This window comes from Psychromicrobium silvestre (genome assembly GCF_013408295.1).
In the GTDB taxonomy this organism is placed as follows: Bacteria; Actinomycetota; Actinomycetes; order Actinomycetales; family Micrococcaceae; genus Renibacterium; species Renibacterium silvestre.
This window is the reverse complement of the sequence record NZ_JACBYQ010000001.1, coordinates 1589605-1610821: the sequence shown is the minus strand read 5'-3', so window position 1 is coordinate 1610821 and position 21217 is coordinate 1589605. Positions and strand designations below refer to the sequence as shown.

Annotated in this window: 21 protein-coding genes and 1 tRNA gene; 19 read left to right on the top strand and 3 right to left on the bottom strand. The window is 58.9% G+C overall.

The genetic code is table 11. The features are described from left to right. The first annotated feature begins 131 nt into the window (after positions 1–131). The 11 genes from FHU41_RS07615 (at position 132) to FHU41_RS07565 (ending at position 8005) form a co-directional block, all read left to right on the top strand. Positions 132–204 (top strand) — tRNA-Trp (locus FHU41_RS07615). Between the two features lie 41 nt (positions 205–245). Beyond that, positions 246–548, top strand: coding sequence for a preprotein translocase subunit SecE (secE, locus tag FHU41_RS07610; protein WP_179388957.1), 303 nt, complete (start codon positions 246–248; stop codon positions 546–548). A gap of 71 nt (positions 549–619) precedes the next feature. Beyond that, positions 620–1447, top strand: a complete 828-nt coding sequence (gene nusG, locus FHU41_RS07605) for a transcription termination/antitermination protein NusG (RefSeq protein WP_179388956.1) — start codon at positions 620–622, stop codon at positions 1445–1447. Between the two features lie 151 nt (positions 1448–1598). After that, positions 1599–2030, top strand: coding sequence for a 50S ribosomal protein L11 (gene rplK / locus FHU41_RS07600; protein WP_179388955.1), 432 nt, complete (start codon positions 1599–1601; stop codon positions 2028–2030). Between the two features lie 104 nt (positions 2031–2134). After that, a complete protein-coding gene (gene rplA, locus FHU41_RS07595) occupies positions 2135–2842 on the top strand; it encodes a 50S ribosomal protein L1 (RefSeq protein ID WP_179388954.1) in 708 nt (235 codons plus the stop codon). A gap of 223 nt (positions 2843–3065) precedes the next feature. Further along, the gene (locus tag FHU41_RS07590) at positions 3066–3617 is read left to right on the top strand and encodes a GNAT family N-acetyltransferase (RefSeq protein WP_179388953.1); all 552 of its coding nucleotides are present in this window, start codon (positions 3066–3068) and stop codon (positions 3615–3617) included. Positions 3618–3660: 43 nt separating this feature from the next. Further along, complete coding sequence (locus tag FHU41_RS07585; RefSeq protein ID WP_246279450.1) at positions 3661–4224, top strand: HdeD family acid-resistance protein; 564 nt, start codon at positions 3661–3663, stop codon at positions 4222–4224. A gap of 40 nt (positions 4225–4264) precedes the next feature. Continuing rightward, positions 4265–4795, top strand: coding sequence for a GNAT family N-acetyltransferase (locus tag FHU41_RS07580; protein ID WP_179388951.1), 531 nt, complete (start codon positions 4265–4267; stop codon positions 4793–4795). A gap of 35 nt (positions 4796–4830) precedes the next feature. After that, positions 4831–5955: a GNAT family N-acetyltransferase gene (locus FHU41_RS07575; protein ID WP_179388950.1), complete on the top strand. Its 1125-nt coding sequence runs from the start codon at positions 4831–4833 to the stop codon at positions 5953–5955. Then, positions 5952–7034: a GNAT family N-acetyltransferase gene (locus FHU41_RS07570; protein WP_179388949.1), complete on the top strand. Its 1083-nt coding sequence runs from the start codon at positions 5952–5954 to the stop codon at positions 7032–7034. The genes FHU41_RS07575 and FHU41_RS07570 overlap by 4 nt, the downstream gene beginning before the upstream one ends. Beyond that, positions 7031–8005, top strand: a complete 975-nt coding sequence (locus FHU41_RS07565; protein WP_179388948.1) for a hypothetical protein — start codon at positions 7031–7033, stop codon at positions 8003–8005. Before FHU41_RS07570 ends, FHU41_RS07565 begins: the two co-directional genes overlap by 4 nt. Before the next feature lie 27 nt (positions 8006–8032). On the opposite strand, the gene FHU41_RS15285 is transcribed toward FHU41_RS07565, so the two are convergent. Continuing rightward, positions 8033–8230: a class I SAM-dependent methyltransferase gene (locus tag FHU41_RS15285; protein WP_218847176.1), complete on the bottom strand. Its 198-nt coding sequence runs from the start codon at positions 8228–8230 to the stop codon at positions 8033–8035. A gap of 304 nt (positions 8231–8534) precedes the next feature. Between FHU41_RS15285 and rplJ the strand changes: the two genes are divergently transcribed. The 7 genes from rplJ (at position 8535) to FHU41_RS07525 (ending at position 15187) form a co-directional block, all read left to right on the top strand. Further along, positions 8535–9149: a 50S ribosomal protein L10 gene (gene rplJ / locus FHU41_RS07555; RefSeq protein WP_179388947.1), complete on the top strand. Its 615-nt coding sequence runs from the start codon at positions 8535–8537 to the stop codon at positions 9147–9149. Positions 9150–9242: 93 nt separating this feature from the next. After that, the gene (rplL, locus tag FHU41_RS07550) at positions 9243–9623 is read left to right on the top strand and encodes a 50S ribosomal protein L7/L12 (protein ID WP_179388946.1); all 381 of its coding nucleotides are present in this window, start codon (positions 9243–9245) and stop codon (positions 9621–9623) included. A gap of 638 nt (positions 9624–10261) precedes the next feature. Beyond that, positions 10262–11290 (top strand): LacI family DNA-binding transcriptional regulator, encoded by a 1029-nt coding sequence (locus tag FHU41_RS07545; protein ID WP_179388945.1) that lies wholly within the window; start codon positions 10262–10264, stop codon positions 11288–11290. Between the two features lie 57 nt (positions 11291–11347). After that, positions 11348–12673 (top strand): glycoside hydrolase 5 family protein, encoded by a 1326-nt coding sequence (locus tag FHU41_RS07540; protein WP_246279449.1) that lies wholly within the window; start codon positions 11348–11350, stop codon positions 12671–12673. A gap of 435 nt (positions 12674–13108) precedes the next feature. Then, the gene (locus FHU41_RS07535) at positions 13109–13300 is read left to right on the top strand and encodes a hypothetical protein (protein ID WP_179388944.1); all 192 of its coding nucleotides are present in this window, start codon (positions 13109–13111) and stop codon (positions 13298–13300) included. Between the two features lie 235 nt (positions 13301–13535). Continuing rightward, positions 13536–13745: a hypothetical protein gene (locus FHU41_RS07530; RefSeq protein ID WP_179388943.1), complete on the top strand. Its 210-nt coding sequence runs from the start codon at positions 13536–13538 to the stop codon at positions 13743–13745. Between the two features lie 23 nt (positions 13746–13768). Continuing rightward, positions 13769–15187, top strand: coding sequence for a hypothetical protein (locus tag FHU41_RS07525; RefSeq protein WP_179388942.1), 1419 nt, complete (start codon positions 13769–13771; stop codon positions 15185–15187). Positions 15188–15192: 5 nt separating this feature from the next. Here the strand turns inward: FHU41_RS07525 and FHU41_RS07520 are convergent, their stop codons facing one another. Further along, entirely contained in the window at positions 15193–15657 is a 465-nt protein-coding gene (locus tag FHU41_RS07520) for an aminoacyl-tRNA deacylase (protein WP_179388941.1), read from the bottom strand. Between the two features lies 1 nt (position 15658). Continuing rightward, positions 15659–16849 carry an acetyl-CoA C-acetyltransferase gene (locus FHU41_RS07515; RefSeq protein WP_179388940.1) on the bottom strand — a complete coding sequence of 397 codons (1191 nt, stop codon included), beginning with the start codon at positions 16847–16849 and terminating at the stop codon, positions 15659–15661. A gap of 413 nt (positions 16850–17262) precedes the next feature. On the opposite strand from FHU41_RS07515, the gene FHU41_RS07510 reads away from it, so the two are divergent. Then, positions 17263–20511 (top strand): ALF repeat-containing protein, encoded by a 3249-nt coding sequence (locus FHU41_RS07510; RefSeq protein WP_179388939.1) that lies wholly within the window; start codon positions 17263–17265, stop codon positions 20509–20511. Positions 20512–21217 lie beyond the last annotated feature (706 nt).

Genomic DNA, 21217 nt, shown 5'->3' with positions numbered 1-21217 from the left:
GGCGTTTGGAAGGTCGAGTTCGACGTTGTCGGTTAGATTGCGTAGACTTGGTTCCCGGTGTTGAAATCACCATGATGGTTCGCGCCTTCATGGTCCCCGCAAATGTGGGGATGAAGTCAACATCCCAACCTAGGGTAGTGGCGCAATTGGTAGCGCAGCGGTCTCCAAAACCGCAGGTTGCAGGTTCGAGTCCTGTCTGCCCTGCGCACGATCCACACCGTAACTCGACGAGTAAGGCAGGACAGTTGACCGATACAGCTGCCAGCAGCTCCCCGGATCGTCCCGCCAAAAAAACTGGCAAGGACGCCTCGGGCAGCAAAGCTAAAGGGGCCCGACCGGGCTTCTTCGGACGCATTGCGCTCTTCGTTCGTCAGATCATCGGCGAACTCCGCAAGGTGGTCACGCCCACTCGCAAGGAACTTGTCAACTACACCGTGGTGGTCTTGGTCTTCGTGATCATCATGATTGGCATCACGGTTGCTCTCGATACGGTGTTCGGCCTAGGGGTCGGATGGTTGTTCGGTGGCAGTGGGTCGGTCGAGAAGTAAAGAGCGCCCGACGGCGACGCCCGGCTGGCTGCGCTGGCTTGGGTTAATGAACTACGAAAGCAGGAAGCAACGTGTCTGAGCAGGAGCTCGAGATTACCGAAGAGACACTCTCCGAGACCGACGAAGCGAGTGTGCAGGAGAGCGAGGCGGCTGAGCCTGACGCTGCCTCAGTCGAGGACGCAGAGCAGGCCGAGCAGAGCGATGAGTCGGCCGAAGAGGGCGATGAGTCGGCCGAAGAGGGCGATGAGTCGGCTGAGCAGAGCGAACAGGCCGAAGAAGCCGCTCCGGCTGTGGACCCTGCTGAAGAGTTCAAGTCGAAACTGCGCCGCCAAGAGGGTGACTGGTACGTCATTCACTCCTACGCCGGCTACGAAAACCGGGTCAAGGCGAATCTGGAAACCCGTATCCAGTCGCTCAACATGGAAGAGCACATCTTCGAGATCCAGGTCCCGATGGAAGAAGTCGTCGAGATTAAGAACGCTCAGCGCAAGGTGGTCAATCGGGTTCGTATCCCTGGTTACGTTTTGGTGCGGATGGATCTGACCGACGCTTCCTGGGGCGTTGTCCGCCATACCCCTGGTGTTACCGGATTTGTGGGCAATGCGCACAACCCTGTTCCGTTGCGGCTGGATGAAGTGTTCTCTATGCTGGCACCGGTCTTCGAAGAAGAGCAGGCGGAAGGTTCCGCGAAGGGCTCGGCCACCAAGGCTGCTCAGGCGCCGATCGCGGTGGACTTCGAAATCGGCGAGTCCGTCATCGTCAAGGAAGGTCCGTTCGAGACCCTTCCGGCCACGATTTCCGAGATCAAGCCGGAGTCTCAGACCCTGGTTGTTCTGGTGTCCCTGTTCGAGCGAGAGACCCCGGTTACCCTTTCGTTCAGCCAAGTCACCAAGATCTAGTAGACTTAGTAGGTTCCAAAAGACTTAGTTGTCTCTTGTCATGCTTTAGACGAGGGGCGACCTAATCGGCCGTCTTGCCATGACGACCGAACGGAATGACCCTCAGGTGCGCTCCTGCAGCTGAGGACAGCAATTGAGAGAAGGACCTGAAGTGGCTCCCAAAAAGAAAGTCACCGGCCTCATCAAGTTGCAGATCCAGGCAGGCGCCGCTAACCCGGCCCCGCCGATCGGTCCCGCACTTGGTCAGCACGGTGTTAACATCATGGAATTCTGCAAGGCGTACAACGCCGCGACGGAATCACAGCGTGGAAACGTCATCCCGGTGGAAATCACGGTTTATGAAGACCGTTCATTCACCTTCATCACCAAGACCCCTCCGGCAGCTGAGCTGATTAAGAAGGCCGCTGGCGTTGCTAAGGGTTCTGCGACTCCGCACACCGTAAAGGTCGCAAAGCTGACCAAGGCTCAGGTGAACGAGATCGCCACCCAGAAACTGGTTGATTTGAATGCCAACGACGTCGAGGCTGCGGCCAAGATCATCGCCGGCACCGCCCGCTCGATGGGCATCACGGTCGAAGGTTAATTCCTTCGGCTAACACAATCTAATGAAGCCTTCCTTTCGGGAGGGCACGTGGCAGGGCCCAGCGCGGTCCGACAGACCACAACTGCACAAGGAGAAATAGCAGCATGGCAAAGCGCAGCAAAGCATATGAGGCAGCAGTAGCCAAGATCGACGAGGGCAAGCAGTACGCCCCCGCTGAGGCCGTTAAGCTGGCCAAGGACACCAACCCTTCGAAGTTCGATGCCACCGTGGAGGTCGCCTTCCGTTTGGGCGTTGACCCCCGTAAAGCGGACCAGATGGTCCGTGGCACCGTGAACCTACCGCACGGCACCGGCAAGACCGCTCGCGTGCTGGTTTTCGCAACCGGTGACCGGGCCGAGGCCGCCATCGCGGCCGGTGCCGACTTCGTCGGTTCCGACGACCTGATCGAAAAGATCTCCGGTGGCTGGACCGACTTCGACGCCGCCGTGGCAACCCCGGACCTGATGGGTAAGGTTGGCCGCTTGGGTAAGGTCCTGGGCCCGCGTAACCTAATGCCGAACCCGAAGACCGGTACCGTTACCGTTGACGTGGCCAAGGCTGTCGAGGAGATCAAGGGCGGCAAGATCGATTTCCGCGTTGATAAGCACTCGAACCTGCACTTCATCATCGGCAAGGTGTCCTTTGACGACCAGCAGCTCGCCGAGAACTACGCGGCAGCACTCGAAGAGGTGCTTCGCTTGAAGCCGTCCACCTCTAAGGGTCGCTACCTGCAGAAGGCTACCGTGAGCACCACCTTCGGCCCCGGCATCACCGTGGACCCGAACGTGACCAAGGTACTGACCGAGGCCTAAATCCTCTGTACTGAATCCTTAAACCACTGAGGGCCGGGAGCATCTGCTCCCGGCCCTCAGTGGTTTAAGCCTCGGCCCCGCGCTTCTCTTCTTCCTTCGCCTCCTCGCCGCTTCGCCGCCCGCCGTCGAGTGTGGAGATCTGCATCTTTTGGGAGCCGTTTAGCGTGCAGATCTCCACACTCGATACGGGGTCGGACGAGTGCGCAATGGTTTAATCGGCACTATGACCTTGCTGATCCGCCCAGCCGCCCCAGCCGACCTAGCAGCCTTGGTGGAACTCGCCGCGGTGACCTTCCCACATTCCGCCCCAGCGGGTTCGGATCCGGCAAACATCGAGCATCATATTGCCAGCAATCTTGGGCCAGATAACTTCCGGCGATACCTCACCGACACTTCCTGCATTCTCCTTCTTGCGGACGACGGCGGCAGGGCAGTCGGTTATAGCCTCACCGTGCTGGGACCAGCCGAAGACCCGGAAGTGCAGGCAGCCCTCAGCCTTCAACCCACGGCGGAGCTGAGCAAGTGCTACGTGCATCCGGAGCGATTCGGCGGCGGCTTGGCTTCAGAGCTCATGACGGCAACTCTTGAAGCCGCAGCCCGGTCCGGTGCGTGCGGAATTTGGCTTGGGGTGAGTAGCGTCAACGACCGAGCCATCCGGTTCTATCAGAAGCACGACTTCCGCACAGTGGGGAAGAAATCCTTTATGTTTGGCACCGTCGAGGAACGTGACTTCGTGATGGAAAGGGCGCTACCGGCACTAGATGTCATAAGCTGAAGAGACCGGTGGCACACCGGACCAGCAGATGAAGGAGAGAGCCATGGAACAGTTGTACTCGGCCAGCCGGAAACTCTGGTGGCTGGTCCTGCTTCGGGGCGTGGTCGCCGTCCTACTTGGCCTTTTCGCGCTTTTCTCTCCCTCCACCACGCTTGCTATTTTTGTTACCTTCTTCGGGATCTACGCCATCATCGACGGCCTTTCTGCGGTGGGGATGGCGATCGCCTCCCGGAAGGAACAGAGTTTATGGGGCTGGCTGATCGTGGAGGGCGTGGTCTCCGTACTCGCTGGACTGTTCGCCGTCAGCTGGCCGGGAAAGACCGCACTGATTGTGGGCTTTCTGATTGGGTTCTGGGCGGTTCTGCTCGGCGCAGCTCAGCTGGTCCAAGCATTTGCCCTGCGACGTGAGTTGAGCGGGGTCTGGGGCTGGGTGCTAGCGTCCGGCATCATCGGGGTGCTGTGGGGGATTTTTGTGCTGGCGGTGCCGAGCATTGGGATTCTCACCGTGCTGTGGGTGTTCGGTATCTTCGCCCTGGCGTTCGGCATCTGGACGGTTGGCCTCTCCTGGCGGATTCGCTCTGCTGCTCGGCAACTGCTTTCCGACTGAGCCAGCGGTATTTGTCGGTCTTGCTCGATAGGCTGGAGCCATGGCTGAGATCATTGTTCGGGAACGACAAGCTGCTGACCGCGAAGGACTGTTGACCGCGCTTACCGCTTGCGCGAGGGCCACGGGCTACTTCGCAGATCCAGAAGGTGAATTGGTGGCTCATGCCGAAGAATCAGTCTTCGACGAACGCTTCGACGCCGCCTGGGTGGCCGAATTGGAAGGTCGAATAGTGGGGCATGTGGCACTTATGCCATTGACGCTCAGCGAGGACATCGACTGCATTCCGATCTGGGCGGAGGCTACTGGCTATCCGGCCGAAAAACACACCCTGGTCAAACGGCTCTTTGTCGATCCTGGGGCACAGCGCGGCGGGATAGCCAAGGCGCTGATGGCGGTAGCGATGGAGCGGATTGAACAGCGAGATCAACTCGGGGTGCTAGACACAGCTTCCATCGCCGAGCCCGCGATGACGCTTTACCACCGGCTTGGTTGGCGGGAGATCGCCCGGACAAAACCTCATTGGACAGATGACCCTTTCGATATGGTCCTCTTCGTGGGTCCGGGGCTCTAGCCGCGAGCTATTGAACTTCAAGAGATAGGTTTTCCATGACAAGCGAACTTAACCCTGACCCCTTCCAAGCCGATCCGTTCCGGGTGGTGCCGCTCCAGTTACCCGACAGCCTGGAAGCACCGGAAGCCGCAGATTTCCTGGCCGCAAACCAGGTGCTCGACGCGATCCGGCTGGCGATTTGGCACAATCGCGACCGGATCTCGGACCTGCAGACCCGGCTGGTGTCCTGGCGGCCAAACGAATATCGCCGCTTGGAGGTGTTCCTGGGGAAACTCGATGGCCAGGTGATCGGACTGTCCTGGGTCAACCTCACTCTGCAGGACAATTTACGCACCGCCTACGTCAATGCTTCGGTGCTTCCCGAGTTGCGAGGCCGTGGCTATGCGCAAGAGCTGCTCGCGGTGGCCGAGCAGTACGCCTCCGATCAGGGAAGGAAAACGTTACTGGCTAGCACCGAGCATCGGGCGGATTTCGATCCGCTAGGTCCCGGAGTGCTGAGCCCCGTCTCGGGCACCGGAACAATTCCCGAAAATGACCCCTTCGTTCGCTTCGCTCTCAAAAGTGGCTACCAGCTCGAACAAGTCGAGCGCTTCAGCGCTTTGCAGCTACCGGTTCCCGCAGAAAAACTGGAGGCATTGATTGCTTCCTCCGGTGCCAAAGCGGGGGAGGACTATCGCCTTGAGCTTTGGCAGGACCGCTGCCCGGATGAGCTGGTGGCGAGCTTTGCCGTCGCCAATAGCCGGATGAGCACCGATGTGCCCAGCGCCGGATTGGATATTGAAGCAGAAGTTTGGGACGCGCAGCGAGTACGAGAAATGGAAAATCGCTACCTTGAAGCCAGGCATCGGATAGCTGTTTGTGCCGTCGTGCACGTCCCGAGCGGCGAGATTGCCGCCTATACCTACTTCGATTTCAATCCGGAGAAACCGGAGCTGGTCACTCAGGAGGACACCTTGGTGGTCGGCAACCATCGAGGGAAACGCCTGGGAATGCTTGTCAAGGCCGCCAATATCCAAAGTATCCAGAAAGAATTACCCCAGCTGCAACGCGCCATCACTTGGAATGCGGCGGAAAACGATCACATGCTGAGCATCAATATTGAGCTGGGATTCGTGCCCGCAGGGTACGACGGCGAATGGCAGAAGAGGTTGGCTCCATGACCGGAAAGATCACCGTCGAAGAACTGTCGCTGCCCGAGGAGCTGAGCGGTGACGGGGCCGCAGACTTCCTGGCCGCCGTCGAACTCATCAGGCAAGAACATCTGCGGCTCTGGGGCAATGACCATCTCGCCTACACCCCAGAGGAGATGTTGAACTATGCCCAGGATCCTTATGAGCGGCATCTGCACCTGGTCGCTCGGCGGGACGGCGCGCTGCTGGGGCACTGTGAAATCATCATTCCGGTGGAAGACAACCAGCACCTGGTCTGGGTGGCGCTGACCGTGCATCCCGACGCTCAGGGCACCGGAATCGGCCGCGCACTCGCCACGGCTACCGAGGATTTTGCCCGGGCGCAGGGCAGGCTCACGGTGACTTTCGAAACCTCACATCCGGCGGATAGTCTGGCGGGCGAGCTACTGGAACCCAAATCTGGCATCGGCCAGCTTCCGCTCGTCAGCCGTCCGGTTCGGTTTGCTCGCGCCGCAGGCTACGAACTGGAACAAGTGGAGCGGTTCAGTAGCTGCCAGCTTCCGGTGGATCCAGCCTTGCTCGCCGAACAGGGCAGGCTTGCCCAGGCAGCTGCCGGTGCCGAGTACCGGCTGGTTTCCTGGACCAGTCCCTGCCCGGAGGAATGGCTGGACGATCTGGCTTGGCTGCAATCTAGGATGAGTACCGACGCGCCGATGGCCGGTCTTGATTTTGAAGAAGAGCCCTGGGATGCGGCCAGGGTGCGAAAGGGCGAGGCGCTCGCTCAACAAATGGGTCGCACCATCCTGACTACCGCCGTCGAACATATTCCCAGCGGAAAACTGGCTGGGTTCACCGAACTCATCTTGCTGGGTCATCGTTCCGATGTGATCCTCCAAGGCAATACCCTGGTGCTCCACGAACACCGGGGGCACCGACTGGGCATGCTGATCAAGGTGGCGAATCTGGAAAGGCTAGCGGAGCAGCGTCCGGATGCCCGCTGCATTTATACCTGGAATGCCGCCGAGAACGACTACATGCTGGCGGTCAATATTGCCCTGGGATTCACCCCAGCCGGGTTTACCGGTGAATGGCAGAAAGTGCTGAAATGAGCTTTTTTGAGCTGGGCGAAGCCTCCCGGCAGGAGGAATACGACGGCTGGCTTAGGCTGATCAATCTGCTGGGGTTCCTTTTGGATGGGAATCACGATGAGGATCGGGTGGTGCAGGAGCCCGCAGCCCTCTTCCAGCCCAATGAATTTCGTGAATATCAGGTCTTTGGACTCGGTCCATCTACTCACCCCGAGGGGCTGGTGGAGCTGAGTCTGCCGCTCAAAGAGAATCGATCTTTGGCTTTTCTTCAAATCGTGCTCCGACCCGGTAGCGAGGCCGGTCCCCGCTTGATGGCGGAGGCGATTTCTCGCGCCAGACTGGCTGGCCGAAAGACGCTTCAGACCTTCTCTAATCATCGGGACGAGGCTTTGTTAAGCCTGATCCGGCGCGCGGATTTTGAGGAAGTTCAAAGAGCCACCATCAGCGTATTGCCGGTGGAGCGGGTGCCGGAGGGATTGTGGCAAGAGGCTGAATCGGCCAGCCAGGAATACGAGTTATTGCAATGGGCGAATCGCTGTCCCGAAGAGTTGTTGGAGCCTTTCGCGGCACTGTGCGGATTGATGAGTACCGATGCACCACAAGGACGCGCGACGGCGGAGCCCCAGTTATGGGACGGCGCTCGGGTGCGGCGAGGGGAGAGCGCCAAGGCAGAACAGGGCAGCAATATTCAGCTCAGCGTGATGCGGCATCGGGACTCTGCAGAGTTGGCGGGGTACACAATGCTCGAATGGAATCCGAAGCGAGCGGCCGTTGGAATGCAGGGGGATACCTTGGTGGCAACTTCCCATCGTGGGCATCGGCTTGGGCTACGGCTGAAACTCGAAAATCTCAGGATTGCTCGTCAATCCTGGCCCGAAATCGAGCGGATCTATACCGGCAACGCGGAGGAGAACGAGGCGATGCTTCGGATTAATCGAGCCATGGGTTATCTGCCGGATAAGACCTTCGTGACCTTTCGCAGAGAACTCTGAGCGCCTCTTTGCGTTGTGGTTAGCGACTCAGCCTTCCTTTTCGCTCAGTAGCGCGGAGGAGGAAGGCTGGGTCTGGGCCTGGTCGATTTCGAAGGTTCGAAATTCGGTGGGTAACTCCAGCCGAAAGGCCCGGGTGCCCAGCCCGGCGGCGAGGATGACCACCTGCTGGACGCCGCCGTCGACCGCTGCCTCTCCTGCGGAGAGTGCGACTCCCGGACGTTGCAGCGTGATTCTTCATCTCTGCACTATGGGTTGACCGGCTCGCCTTCTTGAAGGCGTTTTGCTGTCAGCGTGACGATAGCGTAGCCTTAAGGGACCAAAGACCGCCGGTTGGTTCTGTTTGCCGTGAGTTTCTCAAGGCTAGCGGACCCGAAAGTTTCTTTTCGAAGAACGGCCTGCGCAGGTGAACGAAGCAATGCTCTTCGTCGGGTTCTGACCTGATGGATCGAGCGAAGCCCCGTGCATCTGCGCGGGGCATTTTTTATGAAGGAGCCCGAGCCACCGGCATTGAATTCCCGGAAGGAGGGTTATGGCAACGCCGAACAAGGTGGCCGCAGTTGATGAGATCACCACTGATTTCAAAGAATCCACTGCTGCAGTCCTAACCGAATACCGTGGGCTCACCGTTGCGAAGCTCAAGGAGCTGCGTGTTTCTCTTGGCCTCGAGACCAAGTTCTCGGTCGTCAAGAATACGCTGACCGCTATTGCTGCGAAGGAAGCTGGTGTTGACGCTTTCGAAGGTCAGCTCGCCGGCCCTACCGCAATCGCGTTCATCAAGGGCGACGCCGTCGCCGCTGCGAAGAGCCTGACGGATTTTGCCAAGGCCAACAAGGAACTGGTCATCAAGACCGGTATCTTCGAGGGCAAGGCATTGAATGCCGCCGAGGTTGCCGCACTGGCAGCTCTCGAGTCCCGTGAACTGCAGCTGACCAAGGTTGCCAGCATCCTCAAGGCTCCGATCGCCGCCGCTGCTCGCAGCATCGATGCGCTGCGTTTGAAGTTGGAAGAGGAACAGGGCGCTCCGGCTGCCCCTGCCGCTGAGGAAGCAGCTCCCGCTGAAGAGGCTCCGGCCACTGAAGCTGCTGCCGAGGAAGCCGTAGAAGCGCCTGTCGCTGAAGCTGCTGCCGAGACCGAAGAAGCTTAGTCCACAGCAATGCCCCGGGCGCTGGTTACACCAGGCCGCTCGGACCCACCTAGACCCGGCCAACTGGCCACAGAGAAAGAAGGAGCGCCACTCATGGCTAAGCTCACCAACGACGAGCTCATTGAAGCTTTCAAGGAATTGACCATCATCGAACTCTCCGAGTTCGTCAAGCAGTTCGAGGAGACCTTCGAGGTCACCGCTGCTGCTGTTGCGGTTGCCGGCCCGGCTGGCGGTAGCGGCGACGCTGCTGCTGAGGAAGAGAAGGATTCCTTCGACGTTATCCTCGAATCCGCTGGCGAGAAGAAGATTGCCGTTATCAAGGAGGTGCGCGCGCTGACCTCCTTGGGCCTCAAGGAAGCCAAGGACCTGGTTGACGCCGCCCCGAAGGCTGTCCTCGAAGGTGCCGCTAAGGATGCTGCCGAGAAGGCTAAGGCTCAGCTTGAAGAAGCTGGCGCTACCGTTACCCTCAAGTAACTTAGGCGCCACTTCACGAAGGGCCCGATTCGCATCTGCGAGTCGGGCCCTTCGCGTTTCTCTGATGTTTCTTCGGTGCCGACGGCTTCGTTCGTGTTGCTGGGGTGGCGGGGCGCTGGCGGCGGGCGGCGGGTGGCGGGTGGCGGGTGGCGGGGGCAGGGTCGGGGGCCGGGGGCGGTGGTTTTGACGGGTGGCCGTGGCTTCGTTGCTTGGTTCTCCGTCGCTCCGCTTGTCCGCCCGTCGAGTGTGGAGATCTGCACGTTAAGAAGGCATCATAAGGTGCAGATCTCCACACTCGGTAGCAGCCAACTGCGGGAAGCGGGCGCCCTGAAGGGAAACAACCGCTGCGGAGGGAAGCCTGTACCCGCCTCATGCCCGACGGCTCCGGCACTCGGTTTCGGCGTTGATAGACCGGCATCGTGATCGCACATCAATCACGAGGTCAGGTGAGCCGTCAAAGCCGAGTCCCATCTCCAACCCAGTGCTTAACCCAGTTGTCCCACTCGGTGTTGCCAGTGGTGCAGCTGTGGCCAAAATCCTTGTACTCCTGCCACATCAGTAACACTCGCTGGGACAACTGGGTAGAGCGGTGAGGGCTTGAGGGGCGGGGATTGTTAGGGTGAGGACAGAGGTGAAATATGCAGAGAAAACTGCGCCCCACAATTGGGGATATCGCGGCTAAGGCGGGCGTCTCGAAGGGGGCTGTCTCCTTCGCGCTCAACAATCGGCCCGGCGTGAGTGATCAAACTCGAGCCAGGATCAGGCAGGTGGCGGCAGATCTCAGTTGGCGTCCGCATAGTGCGGCCCGGGCGCTGAGTGGTTCCAAGACCGACGTCGTTGGCTTGGTGCTGGCTCGACCGGCCAGGACCCTGGGGGTTGAGCCCTTTTTCTCCCGACTTATCTCTGGCTTACAGGCGGGGCTTTCCGCCCACGGTATGGCTCTTCAGATGCGCATTGTCGAGGACACTGCCGCCGAGATCGAGGTGTACCGGCAATGGTGGAACGAAAACCGAGTTGATGCGGTGATTCTGGTGGATCTGCAGGAAGATGACCAGCGGATCGCCGAATTGGATGAGCTCGGTTTACCCGCCGTGGTGATTGGTGGTCCGGCTCGGCATGGTGGCGTGTCGAGTGTCTGGGCGGACGACGCCGAGGCCATGCTGAGCGTCGTCGACTATCTGGCCGCTTTGGGTCACCGACGAATCGGACACATCAGTGGAATGCCGAACTTCGTACATACTCGCAGACGGGTCGAGGCACTCGCAGCTTCTGCCGAACGCCTGGGCCTGGAGTCGATTGAATCGTTGTTTACCGATTTCAGCGATAGTCAGGGTGCTGCTATCACTCGGCGCTTGCTGGCCAGGAAGCAGCGCCCGACCGCGCTGATCTACGACTCGGATGTGATGGCTCTGGCTGGACTCGGGGTGGCGATGGAGATGAACGTCGAAGTGCCTGGGCAGCTTTCCATCGTAGCCTTCGATGATTCGCCACTGACGCAGCTCACGCATCCGGCCATGACTGCGCTGAGTCGGGATACCTTCCTCTATGGAGAGCAGGCTGCTTCGGTCTTGATTCGACTACTTGCTGATCCTGAAACCCAGATCGATGAGCAGAGCCAGACTCCAACCCTGACGATCCGGGCTAGCACCGCTCCGCCGCGAGGCTAAGCCAAGCTTTTGGTCAGGTCTTGACAGCGGCGGGCCAAACTTACTAAAACGGATTAGTTGAAACTTTCGACAGGACGGCCAGGCCGTTCATCCTTCGAGAATCGGGTGCTGGTGGCACAGGTAGATCAGGACGTTCAAACCCTAAGGTTTGGCGTCAATTACACCCCGAGCGCGGGCTGGTTCCATCACTGGCTGGATTTCGATCTGACCGCTGTACACCGGGACTTCGAATCCATCGCTTCATTGGGTGCCGATCACCTGCGGGTCTTCCCCTTGTGGTCGATTTTTCAACCCAATAGAAGCCTGGTCAGAGGCAGTGCACTCAAGGACCTAGGTTCGCTCGTTGATGCGGCTGCGGAGCATGGACTGGATGTTTCGGTGGACGCCCTACAGGGGCATCTGTCCAGCTTCGACTTCCTGCCGTCTTGGGTTACTTCCTGGCATCGAACCAACCTCTTCACCGATCCCACTGTGCGTAGCGGGCAACTCGCCTATCTCCAGGAACTTGCAGCCTCGTTAGCTGCGAAACCCAATGTGCTGGGTCTCAGTCTGGGCAATGAGTTCAGTCAGTTTGCCTCGGCAGAACACCCCGAGCGCAACCCTCTTTCGGCCGAGGAGGCCGAGAACTGGCTGACGGAGCTTCTCGCGGCCCTAGACCTGGGTTATCCCGGTGGCCAGCACTGCCACGCCGAATACGATTCGGCTTTCTTCGATCCTAGGCATCCCTTCACTCCGGCAGGCACGGCACGGCACGGTGCGATGAGCACAGTTCACTCCTGGGTTTTCAATCAAACTGCCCAGCGTTATGGCGGAATGAGCCGAGAGAGCCTGCGCCTGGCCGAATACTTAGTTGAACTAGTGCGTGCTTGGTCGGAGGATCCCGTTCGGCCAATCTGGCTTCAGGAAATCGGGGCTCCCTCACCCCACGTGGCGGCACAGGACGCCGCGCGTTTCACCACAGAATCGCTGCGGAACGTGCTGGACTGTGAGGGACTCTGGGGCGTCACTTGGTGGTGCTCTCACGACGTGGACCGGAGGCTGGCAGATTTCCCCGAGCTCGAGTACGATCTCGGCTTGCTGCGGACGGACCAGAGCAAGAAACCTCAAGGTCAGGCTTTTCAGGACGTCGCTGAGGCACCCCAGCCCGTGGCCGCACCTCGCACCACGGCCTTAGTGCTTGACGTGGGGGAGGAGCAGACCGCGCCGGGACGGGCACAATGCGCTCCCGGTGGGGCATTCTTCGAGGCCTGGATGTCCCTAGCCAAGGCTGGCGCCCGGCCCGGCATAGTCCTAGAATCCCAGCGCGAAGCCACCGACTATCTGAGTGGTCGCGGCATTCAGCAACTGGTCGAACCAGGCGATGTCAGGGAACCTAGCAGTTAAGCCTGCCGTACTTCGGATCTCTCACCGATGGGGGAATCACCATGTACAGCGACCGAAAACTTATCAAGGACCCGATACTCGAACACTCAACGAGCGGTTCCAGCGGGACGTCCACTCCGCTGACGGCTCTATAGCTAGAGGGGGCGTCGACGCCGGACTAGTCGACGCTGAGCACTGCGAACCGGTCACGCGGCCATGCTCTAGCCCGGAATACGCACCCGCTAAGGTAGCGACATCTGGGGACCAACCTGGGGGACCAGTCGGTTCAGGCTGCGAGGAGAGGTGCACCACTCCGCGCGAGCCAGAAGGCCGAAGTCGTCTTCAACCTCGGCTTCGGGAATATCGATCTGGGCTTCCACACAGAGGGAATGGTCAATTTTACTGAAGGCGGGGTGGTGGAAGGACTGAATCCGAAGAATCGGTGGATCCTGGTCAATGAGAAGACTGCGCCGGGTGGACACGGATGCCAGGTGCTTCGAAATCCTGCGAGCCAACGAGCGTTCGCTGGATGCTTTTGACCTGCAAGATCTGCACGGTTCAGACCGTGTCGCTCGAGCCAAGCAAGCCGCGGTACTGGCGAGCCACGCCGTCGCAAGCGCTCACCGGACCAGCGCCAATGTGCCATGAGTCAGGCTCGACAATTGGCATTCCACTCGAGCTGAACGCCGAACGGAGCGCCTCCGAAACTCAACTCAGCCACCTGTACCGACCCCGCGCACAGCGATACTTCTTGGGATGCCGCGAAGTTCGAGATCTGCGCGTACTGCTGCTCAGGGCACCGAGGTTCTGCGATGCGCAGGCCGATCAGGGTGGTCCTCAGCGCAGCCGGACTGGCCGATAACGCGAACAGGGATGTTGTGGTGTGGCTGCACGAAGCCGCCGGAGGCTGGGCCAAGGCAGCGCTGAGCCTGAGTTTCGACTATTCGGAGCTAGCCGAGGCAGATCTGCTGGAGCGTCCGGGGAGACCAAAGCGGCGACTTCCAAGCCTGAGCCGGGAGCCGCCGTCGTCAATCTTGCTCTGCGTCCCTTCGAGATCGTCACCTCCGGTGCTATCGCCCAACAGAGTAAGTAGATCCGCAGGGTAGGATCACCCTCATGCGAGGAATTATTAGGAGGGTAAAGCACAAGCTGGTGCCGTCTGAGGTGCCGTCTACAGGGACCCAGGAATTCTTCGCGGGAAGAGCCTTTGAGGAATCACTGCGTTTCAGAGCGGTGGATTTACTACCGGAGAGCTCGGTGGTCTTTGAAGGAGCCTCTGGAGGTTCAGAACAGCTCCGGATTGTGTCCGATCACGTTCCTGCGGCTCCCTTCCTCACCGTGGAGCTTGATGGTTTTGATCCTTCCCAGCAGGGTGAGTATCGGTGGGGACTTGTCGCCGAGGGCATCATGATACTTGCCGAATACAATTCGAGAACGGGCAGAGCGGCGCTGATTGCGGGCTCGAAAGGCGAGCCTCTCGCCGGGTGCAAGCTCAAAACTGCCAGCGCTCCGCTGAGCCTGACCATCACCGAGAATCGCTTGGTTTTATGGCAAGGCAAAGGGGTAGCTGCGGAAGTAGTTCTCGCCGTGACCTTAGAAGCGGAGGAGTATCTCGACTTGCGCGGTAAAGAGTTGCTGAATGGTCTGCGTTTCGCGAGTTCGGGGCCTAGCCACCGCTTGCGGGCCGGATACTTTGGTTATTTAGGCCTGCGTGATCCTCAATTCATCAGGACCCGGGCCGGAGAAATTCTTCATCGCGAGGGGAGAGCTTGGCTCACCATGAGCTGCGCCGGGCCGGGGTTCTTCCCCTGTGCACACTGGGCAATTTTTAGCCTTAATCCGGAACATCCCGAGGATTTGCGACTGGAATCCCAACTCTTCTTTGAACGGGATGGACTGTTGCTCGGTGACCATGCCGGAAGCATTCTGGTGCTCGAGAATGAATTGCTGGTCACGGTGAGCTCCTGGGGCGATTTTGCGGAGAACGCACATATCTGCTGGACCCGGAGTGCTGACAATCTTTGGAGTGGTGTACACGTACTGGCCACAGAACGATTGGAGTTGCCCACCGATTTCGACAGCTGGGATCCAAGCCTGCTCTACTACCAGGACCGCTGGTGGCTGGGCTTTGTCGAATGCCTCGGCTATCACCCCCGCTTCGATTTTCGCCCAGTATTAGCGATGGCCGAGCCGGAGCAGCCCTTTGGTGGCGGATTTGAGCGAGTGGGAGCGGACCTTATGCATCATCAGACCGAGGGTACGCTGTTTAGCTTTCTGGACGGGGAGCCGGTGTTATTGGCTAGTGACGGCGACGCCCGAGACTATCCGATCTACAACCTTGAGATGTTTAGATTCAGTCAGCTAGAAGCACCATACAAGAGCAACATTCCGCACCCACTCATCTACCAGGGTCAGGGCGAGCCTTGGATGCTGACCTTCGATGGAACGCCTTTCCACGAACGCGACTTTGGTTACGGCACTCACGGTGACGTGCTGATCTATCGGCTTGCGGCTTCCACTGACGGGCTCAGATGACGGGTTTAGAGTGGTTCGCTGATATCCGCGGTGGTGGCTCCGAAGGCTGCGATCAGGGCATCCGCGTGCAGGAAGGCGCTGCGACCGTGAGCCCCGGCGCCCATCGAGATCCGTTTGCCGCGGATTGATTCGTCAGCGTAGACCGGCCAGTTCCCCAGGGCGCCAATCGGAGTGATGGTGCCGCGTTCGTAGCCGGTGGCTTCCAAGGCGACGTCCGCAGAGGGCATCGAGAGCTTATTCACTCCGATCAATTCCCGAAGTTTTGGCCAAGAAATCTGCCGGTCACCGGGAATCAGGGCAAAGAGGAAGCTGCCATTCTTATGCTTCACTACGAGGGATTTCACGATGTCTCCGGGCTGAATGCCGAGGATTTCAGCAGCCTCCTGGAGACTGTTCGCTGCGGCGCGCTCAATCACCTCGACCTCAAGGCCGCGCTCCTGGGCATCGGCCAGGAATCGTTCGTTGCTCATCTCAGTCCTTGTACAACAGCAGCGCTTCGCCCTGACCGCCGCCGCCGCAGAGCGAAACCGCGGCCTTGCCGCCGCCGCGTTGGTCCAGTTCGAAAGCGGCGTGCAGGGCTAGTCGGGCACCGGAGGCGCCGATTGGATGGCCTACCGCGATGGCTCCACCGTGGATATTGGTTTTCTCCAGGGGATAGTTCAGGTCCTTGAGCGACTGCACGGCCACCGAGCCGAAGGCCTCATTGATTTCGATGAAATCAAGATCTTCTACCTGCCAGCCAGCCCGGTCCAGGGCTTGCTTGATGGCATTGGAGGGTTGGGAATGCAAGGAGGTGTCCGGCCCGGCGACCTGACCGGGTTTGCCGACGACGGCGAGCCAGCTTAGGCCAAGCTCCTCGGCTTTGGCGCGGGTGGTCAGAACCAGTGCGGAAGCTCCATCGGAGAGCGGGGAGGAATTGCCCGCGGTAATGGTGCCATCCTTGGCGAAAGCCGGACGTAGCACGGCCAGCGTTTCCACCGTGGTGCTTGAGCGGACGCCCTCATCCTGGCTGACGATCAGCGGATCACCTTTACGCTGCGGCACGCTGACCGGGACGATCTCGCGATCGAAAACGCCTTCGGCCTGCGCCCGGGCGGCTCGTTGGTGCGAGGCCGCAGCCACTTCGTCCTGCTCGGTCCGGCCAATTGCCAGCTCAGTATTCTTGCGTTCGGTGGAAGCGCCCATTGATTCACCGTCGAAGGCATCGGTCAGCCCATCGTGAGCCACCGAATCAATGGCGGTGAAGCTGCCATAGTTCCAGCCGCTACGTGAGCCAGGTAGCAAGTGCGGACAGTTGGTCATCGACTCCTGGCCACCAGCCACCACGATGCTGGCCTCGCCGCTGCGGATCAGGCGGGCGGCGTCGGTGACCGCAGCTAGACCGGAGAGACAGACCTTATTGATAGTCACGGTGGGCGTCTTCCAGCTCAGGCCGGCGTTGATGGCAGATTGACGGGCGGGATTCTGGCCGGTTCCGGCCTGCACCACATGTCCCATGATCACGGCATCGACCTGTTCCGGGGTTACTCCGGCATTTTCTAGGGCTCCCTTGATGGCGAAACCGCCCAGTTCGGTTGCCTGAAAGCTGGCCAGAGCACCTTTGAGTTTGCCCTGCGGAGTACGTGCTCCGGACAGAATGACCACATCATCGGGGTTGGACATCGGGAATCCTCTGCTTGAGATTGGCTCAATAATTGATACTCGGTTAACGAACTGTAACTTAAAACACATCCTAGTCGCTGCTTGTTCCCTAACAGAGGACCTCCCGTTATCGGGTTGGATTCGGACACTTCGATGGGAGAGAGGTGAGGCGTCCCTCCAGAGGTCGGACACTGGGTAATTTCGGCTGAAGGAGTTGGCGCAACCAAAATACAGCGAGCGACAACTGGCGAAGCTGTCTTCGAAGAAGAGCTGGTTTCTCGAAAACTTCCAATGACTTCCAATAAAACTTCCAATGAGATTGCTATGAGAACCCGATTTGGGCTGACAGACTTGTCACAGACAAAGTTGGCCGCCTTCGCATCGGTAGCCGCTTCCTTCCGTTGCTCGAACTTCCTTATAGATGGGGGACTCTTGTGAGTCGTCATGTCCAAATCGCCAATCGCCGCTTGAGGCCTGTGGCTCAACTTTTCTTTGGCCTGGTTTTGGCTATTGCGCTGATCGCGGGGTTTGTTCCGGCCTTTTCGGCGGTTCCCTCGGCTGCGGCAACAGAGACCTCATCAGGGTTACTCACGCCGGCAACTGATCGCCAAGGGGTCGTGCAGTTGTGGGCCAACGGTGGGGCAGCCACAAAGGCTGCTGCGAAGGAAGCTTTGCTTGGCGACGACGCCTCCCTTCAGGCGTTCATCAGCACCGGTCAGTATGTTGCGATTGCAGCCGATTATCGGACGATTACGGTTCAGCTGGCGCTAATGGGCCGATCATCGACCGGAGCAGCAGCAGAGGCAGCTCTGAACGACGGTTCACTACAGGCACTGCAGACTTTCCTCACCACCGGTCTTAAGGCTGCTTGGTTGGAGGACGACCGTAAGACTGCCTACACGGCAACTGTTGAGGGCGGGAACACCGTGAAGAAGGCCGCTCAGGCCGCTTTGGATGCGGGGGATGCCGCAGTCCAACTGTTTGTTAATTCGGGTATGGCCGTCGCGGAGAACACCGATCAGCGTAAGGCTGTTTATGCCTTGCTGAATTCTTCGCCGAGTGTGGTTGCTGGTGCGAATGCAGCCCTTGATTCGGATGTGCCCACAGCAGTCGGAGATTTCCTGCGTTACGGACAGTTTGTTGCCGCAGCGCACGACGCTGAGACTGCCACCGTCACACAGCTAGCCACTCAGGCTAAGAACGCCTCGCAGCAGGCTATCGCTCTGACCAAGAAGGCCAAGAGCGCATCGGCTCAGGCAGTAAAAGCTGCGCAGCTTGCTAAGCAGGCAGCGCAGCAAGCGGCTAACGAAGCAAAAGCAGCTTCAGGATCGGCACAGAAAGCCAGTGCGGCCGCAGCTCGGGCAGCATCATTGGCCAATCAAGCAGTCAAGGCCACTCAGGTAGCAATTGCGGCGGCTCAGCAAGCTCGAGAGGCGCTCGCCCAGGCGGCCAACGCGGCGGCCAATGCCGCTGCAGCTGCGGTACGTACCGAGCAGGCCGCGGCCTCTGCGCAGTGGGCTGCAGCAGCTGCGGCGACCGACGCCGGTAAAGCGGCTGCGGCTAGGACCGCCGCCGTGAATGCTAGATCTGCGGCGGCAGGCGCGTCCAGCGCTGCTGCCGCTGCTGCAGATGCCATCACCGCTGTGGATGCTTCGAAATCGGCTGCTGCCTCCGCTGCGAGTGCCGGACAGAACGCTGCAGGTGCCGCTTCGGCTGCTGCAGCTGCGGCTGGAGAAGCAGGTGTTTCTAGTGAGCAAGCAGCCCTTGCCAATGCTGCTGCTGCCCGAGCCAACGCAGCCGCAAATCGAGCTGCATCTGCTGCTGCGGCGGTGAACTCTCTGGCAGATCAGGCCACCACCCAGGCAAATATTGCGAAAACCTCGGCGCTGGACGCGGTGACGCATGCCAACGCGGCCGCTACTGCTGCCGATACCGCAGCATCCCAGGCTGGAAATGCTGCTACCGCCGCGACAAAGTCGACACAATATGCGAACGCTGCAACCACTGCCGCAAATATCGCCACCGCGGCAGTCGATAAAGCGCGGGTCGTTCAAGCTCTCGCGCGTCAGGCTGACACCGATCGGTTGGCAGCTGAGAAGGAATTCCAATTGGCGCAGGCTAGAGAAGATGCGCAAATCGCAGCAGAACAGCAAAAAGCACAAGATGAGGAGTCTGCTCAAGCAACAGCTGCTGCGGCAACCACCAAGGAGTTGCTGACTGAACTCACTGCACCGGGTGCTGACCTCGATAGTCAACTGGGTGATGTGAAGAAGGCCGTCTTTGGGGTGATGGAAACCGCCGGGCCTTGGGCTAAAGCTGCTGCGCAGCAGGCTATCGGGAGCACGCCAGAAATGATGAAGGAATTCATTGTGCACGGCTACCAAATCGCTAGTGAGCAGGATGAATGGGATCAAGCCTATGAACTCGCTCATACCGGTCCCGACACACTCAAAACCCCGGCGGCTAATGTCTTGAATCAGAATGCTGCCGCTATCCATCAGTTCCTCAGTGCGGATCGCTGGAATCTGACCGCGACGGATGACCGGAAACAGGTCTACAAGCTTCTGGAAACAGGTGGCAGCGAGATGAAGAAAGCCGCCCAGGCCGCTCTAGATGCTGATACTTTGGAAGCAACTCGAACTTTCCTCCAAAAGGATCAGTACGTTGCAGCCCAGGTGGATGATCGCAAGACGGTTTATAACATGCTTGCAACTGCTGGGCCCGAGGTGAGGGCCGCTGCAGAAGTGGCGTTGGAGGGCCCGCAGAGCTACGTATCGAGCTTCCTGGCATTTGGCCAGTTCGAGGCGGCTACTCGAGATCAGCAGACTGCGGCTCATGTCGCCAGCATCAATGGCCTGATTGAGAAGGCTGATGCCGATGCAGCTACTGCCAGGGCCAATGCAGCGACAGCGCAGCAAGTCGCAGCTACGGCGCGCAAAGCGGCGGCTGACGCGCAAAAATACGCAGCAGACGCAACAAAGTATGCAGGTCAGGCGAAAACCTTCGCGGACAATGCTGTGAAATCTGCGAATCAGGCCCAGCAGTCGGCTAATCTTGCCAACACGGCTGCAGCTACGGCGAATAACGCGACGATTCAAGCGAAGACCGCTGCGGCAGGAGCAGCTGAACGGTCAGCAAATGCCCAGGCCTCCGCTCTGTGGTCTCAAGGTGCCGCCGCAAATGCGGCTGGTGCTGCGAGTGCAGCCCAGATATCGGCTAGTGCCGGTGGGGAGCAGGCGTCGATAGCTGCAATAGCTGCGACTCAATCGCTTGCAGCGGCCACTAGCAAAGAACGCGCGACCCAAAATATGGTGGAGCGAGAGGACTTTCGTATTAAACTCGCTTCATCGATAAGCAATTCAATGCCATCTCTGACGGCTGGAATTCGTGAAGGTTCCGATCGGAATGATGGATTCATTGACTTTGTATTGGGTGTTGGGAAAGTGGTCTCAGACGCGTTTCATGAATACACAAGTTTTGTGTGTGGCTTGTCTACTGACTTGGCTGGCGCTTTCATGGTTACTGCGGGAGGGATCGCTGTGCTAATGGCTGCTCTGGCTCTAGGGGGGATAACGATACCGGCCGACTTGCCGCTGGGGGCGTTCTTTGCAGTGACCGGCGGATTCGCTACATTCTACGGAGGTTTAAGTTGGCTGAGCTGCAAGTGGGCGGCGGGGAAATAATGACATCAAATTCCTTACTCCTATTAGTTGGTGGATTGACCATCCTATCCCTGAGTGTCTATATCATCCAAAGAGAAAAAGAGAGCCCCAAGCCGGGACTTAACTTGAGAAACATTTTGCTGGTTTTGGCGAATATTGTGGCGGTGACGATGCTTTTATTGAGTTTTTTTTCGAATCAAATATTATGATAAAGAGGATTATCGTTCAGCTTATCACTGGACTTCACTTGTTTTCTTAATTTCTTTAGATGGCGTCTTATTGTGATAAATGGCAGGATGACGGATATGGGCGTACTGGTCTTAGATTCCTGCTGCGGATGTTCGTCGAGAAAGTTCCTAGAAGGGTGAGTCATTTGAAATAGTAGTGACGGCCGCTCAACTGGAAGTTTTTAGAGGTGATTGGAAGTTTTGCCGATTCTCTGAGCACCGACTGATCGACAGGTGTTTAATGGCACATTTTGGCGATATCGGGCACACAGGCGCGGTAAGTGTGGCGTTGTGGCTGCATGGCTCGGTAGCAATACCTTGAGACTGCAATGCAACAGGAAGTTCAATAGCCAGTCCTTTAAAATCGAGGTGTCAGGGGCTGACCTGCAGAGTTTGGCGCCTTCCGCTTGAACCTGTGGTTCGACAGGTCAAGCGGTCTTCTGCTGCGCTATGTGCTGGAAAGGGGAGACGACCCAACGACTCCCATCAGTTGTAGGCTT

Bases quoted from the DNA above. Each gene is read 5' to 3' on its own strand.
- FHU41_RS07575 (WP_179388950.1), top strand. From the start codon at position 4,831: ATGACAAGCGAACTTAACCCTGACCCCTTCCAAGCCGATCCGTTCCGG.
- rplJ (WP_179388947.1), top strand. From the start codon at position 8,535: ATGGCAACGCCGAACAAGGTGGCCGCAGTTGATGAGATCACCACTGAT.
- FHU41_RS07520 (WP_179388941.1), bottom strand. From the start codon at position 15,657: ATGAGCAACGAACGATTCCTGGCCGATGCCCAGGAGCGCGGCCTTGAG.
- rplL (WP_179388946.1), top strand. From the start codon at position 9,243: ATGGCTAAGCTCACCAACGACGAGCTCATTGAAGCTTTCAAGGAATTG.
- FHU41_RS07545 (WP_179388945.1), top strand. From the start codon at position 10,262: ATGCAGAGAAAACTGCGCCCCACAATTGGGGATATCGCGGCTAAGGCG.
- FHU41_RS07570 (WP_179388949.1), top strand. From the start codon at position 5,952: ATGACCGGAAAGATCACCGTCGAAGAACTGTCGCTGCCCGAGGAGCTG.
- FHU41_RS07535 (WP_179388944.1), top strand. From the start codon at position 13,109: ATGAGAAGACTGCGCCGGGTGGACACGGATGCCAGGTGCTTCGAAATC.
- FHU41_RS07590 (WP_179388953.1), top strand. From the start codon at position 3,066: ATGACCTTGCTGATCCGCCCAGCCGCCCCAGCCGACCTAGCAGCCTTG.
- FHU41_RS07580 (WP_179388951.1), top strand. From the start codon at position 4,265: ATGGCTGAGATCATTGTTCGGGAACGACAAGCTGCTGACCGCGAAGGA.
- FHU41_RS07565 (WP_179388948.1), top strand. From the start codon at position 7,031: ATGAGCTTTTTTGAGCTGGGCGAAGCCTCCCGGCAGGAGGAATACGAC.
- FHU41_RS07525 (WP_179388942.1), top strand. From the start codon at position 13,769: ATGCGAGGAATTATTAGGAGGGTAAAGCACAAGCTGGTGCCGTCTGAG.
- rplA (WP_179388954.1), top strand. From the start codon at position 2,135: ATGGCAAAGCGCAGCAAAGCATATGAGGCAGCAGTAGCCAAGATCGAC.
- FHU41_RS07515 (WP_179388940.1), bottom strand. From the start codon at position 16,849: ATGTCCAACCCCGATGATGTGGTCATTCTGTCCGGAGCACGTACTCCG.
- FHU41_RS07585 (WP_246279450.1), top strand. From the start codon at position 3,661: ATGGAACAGTTGTACTCGGCCAGCCGGAAACTCTGGTGGCTGGTCCTG.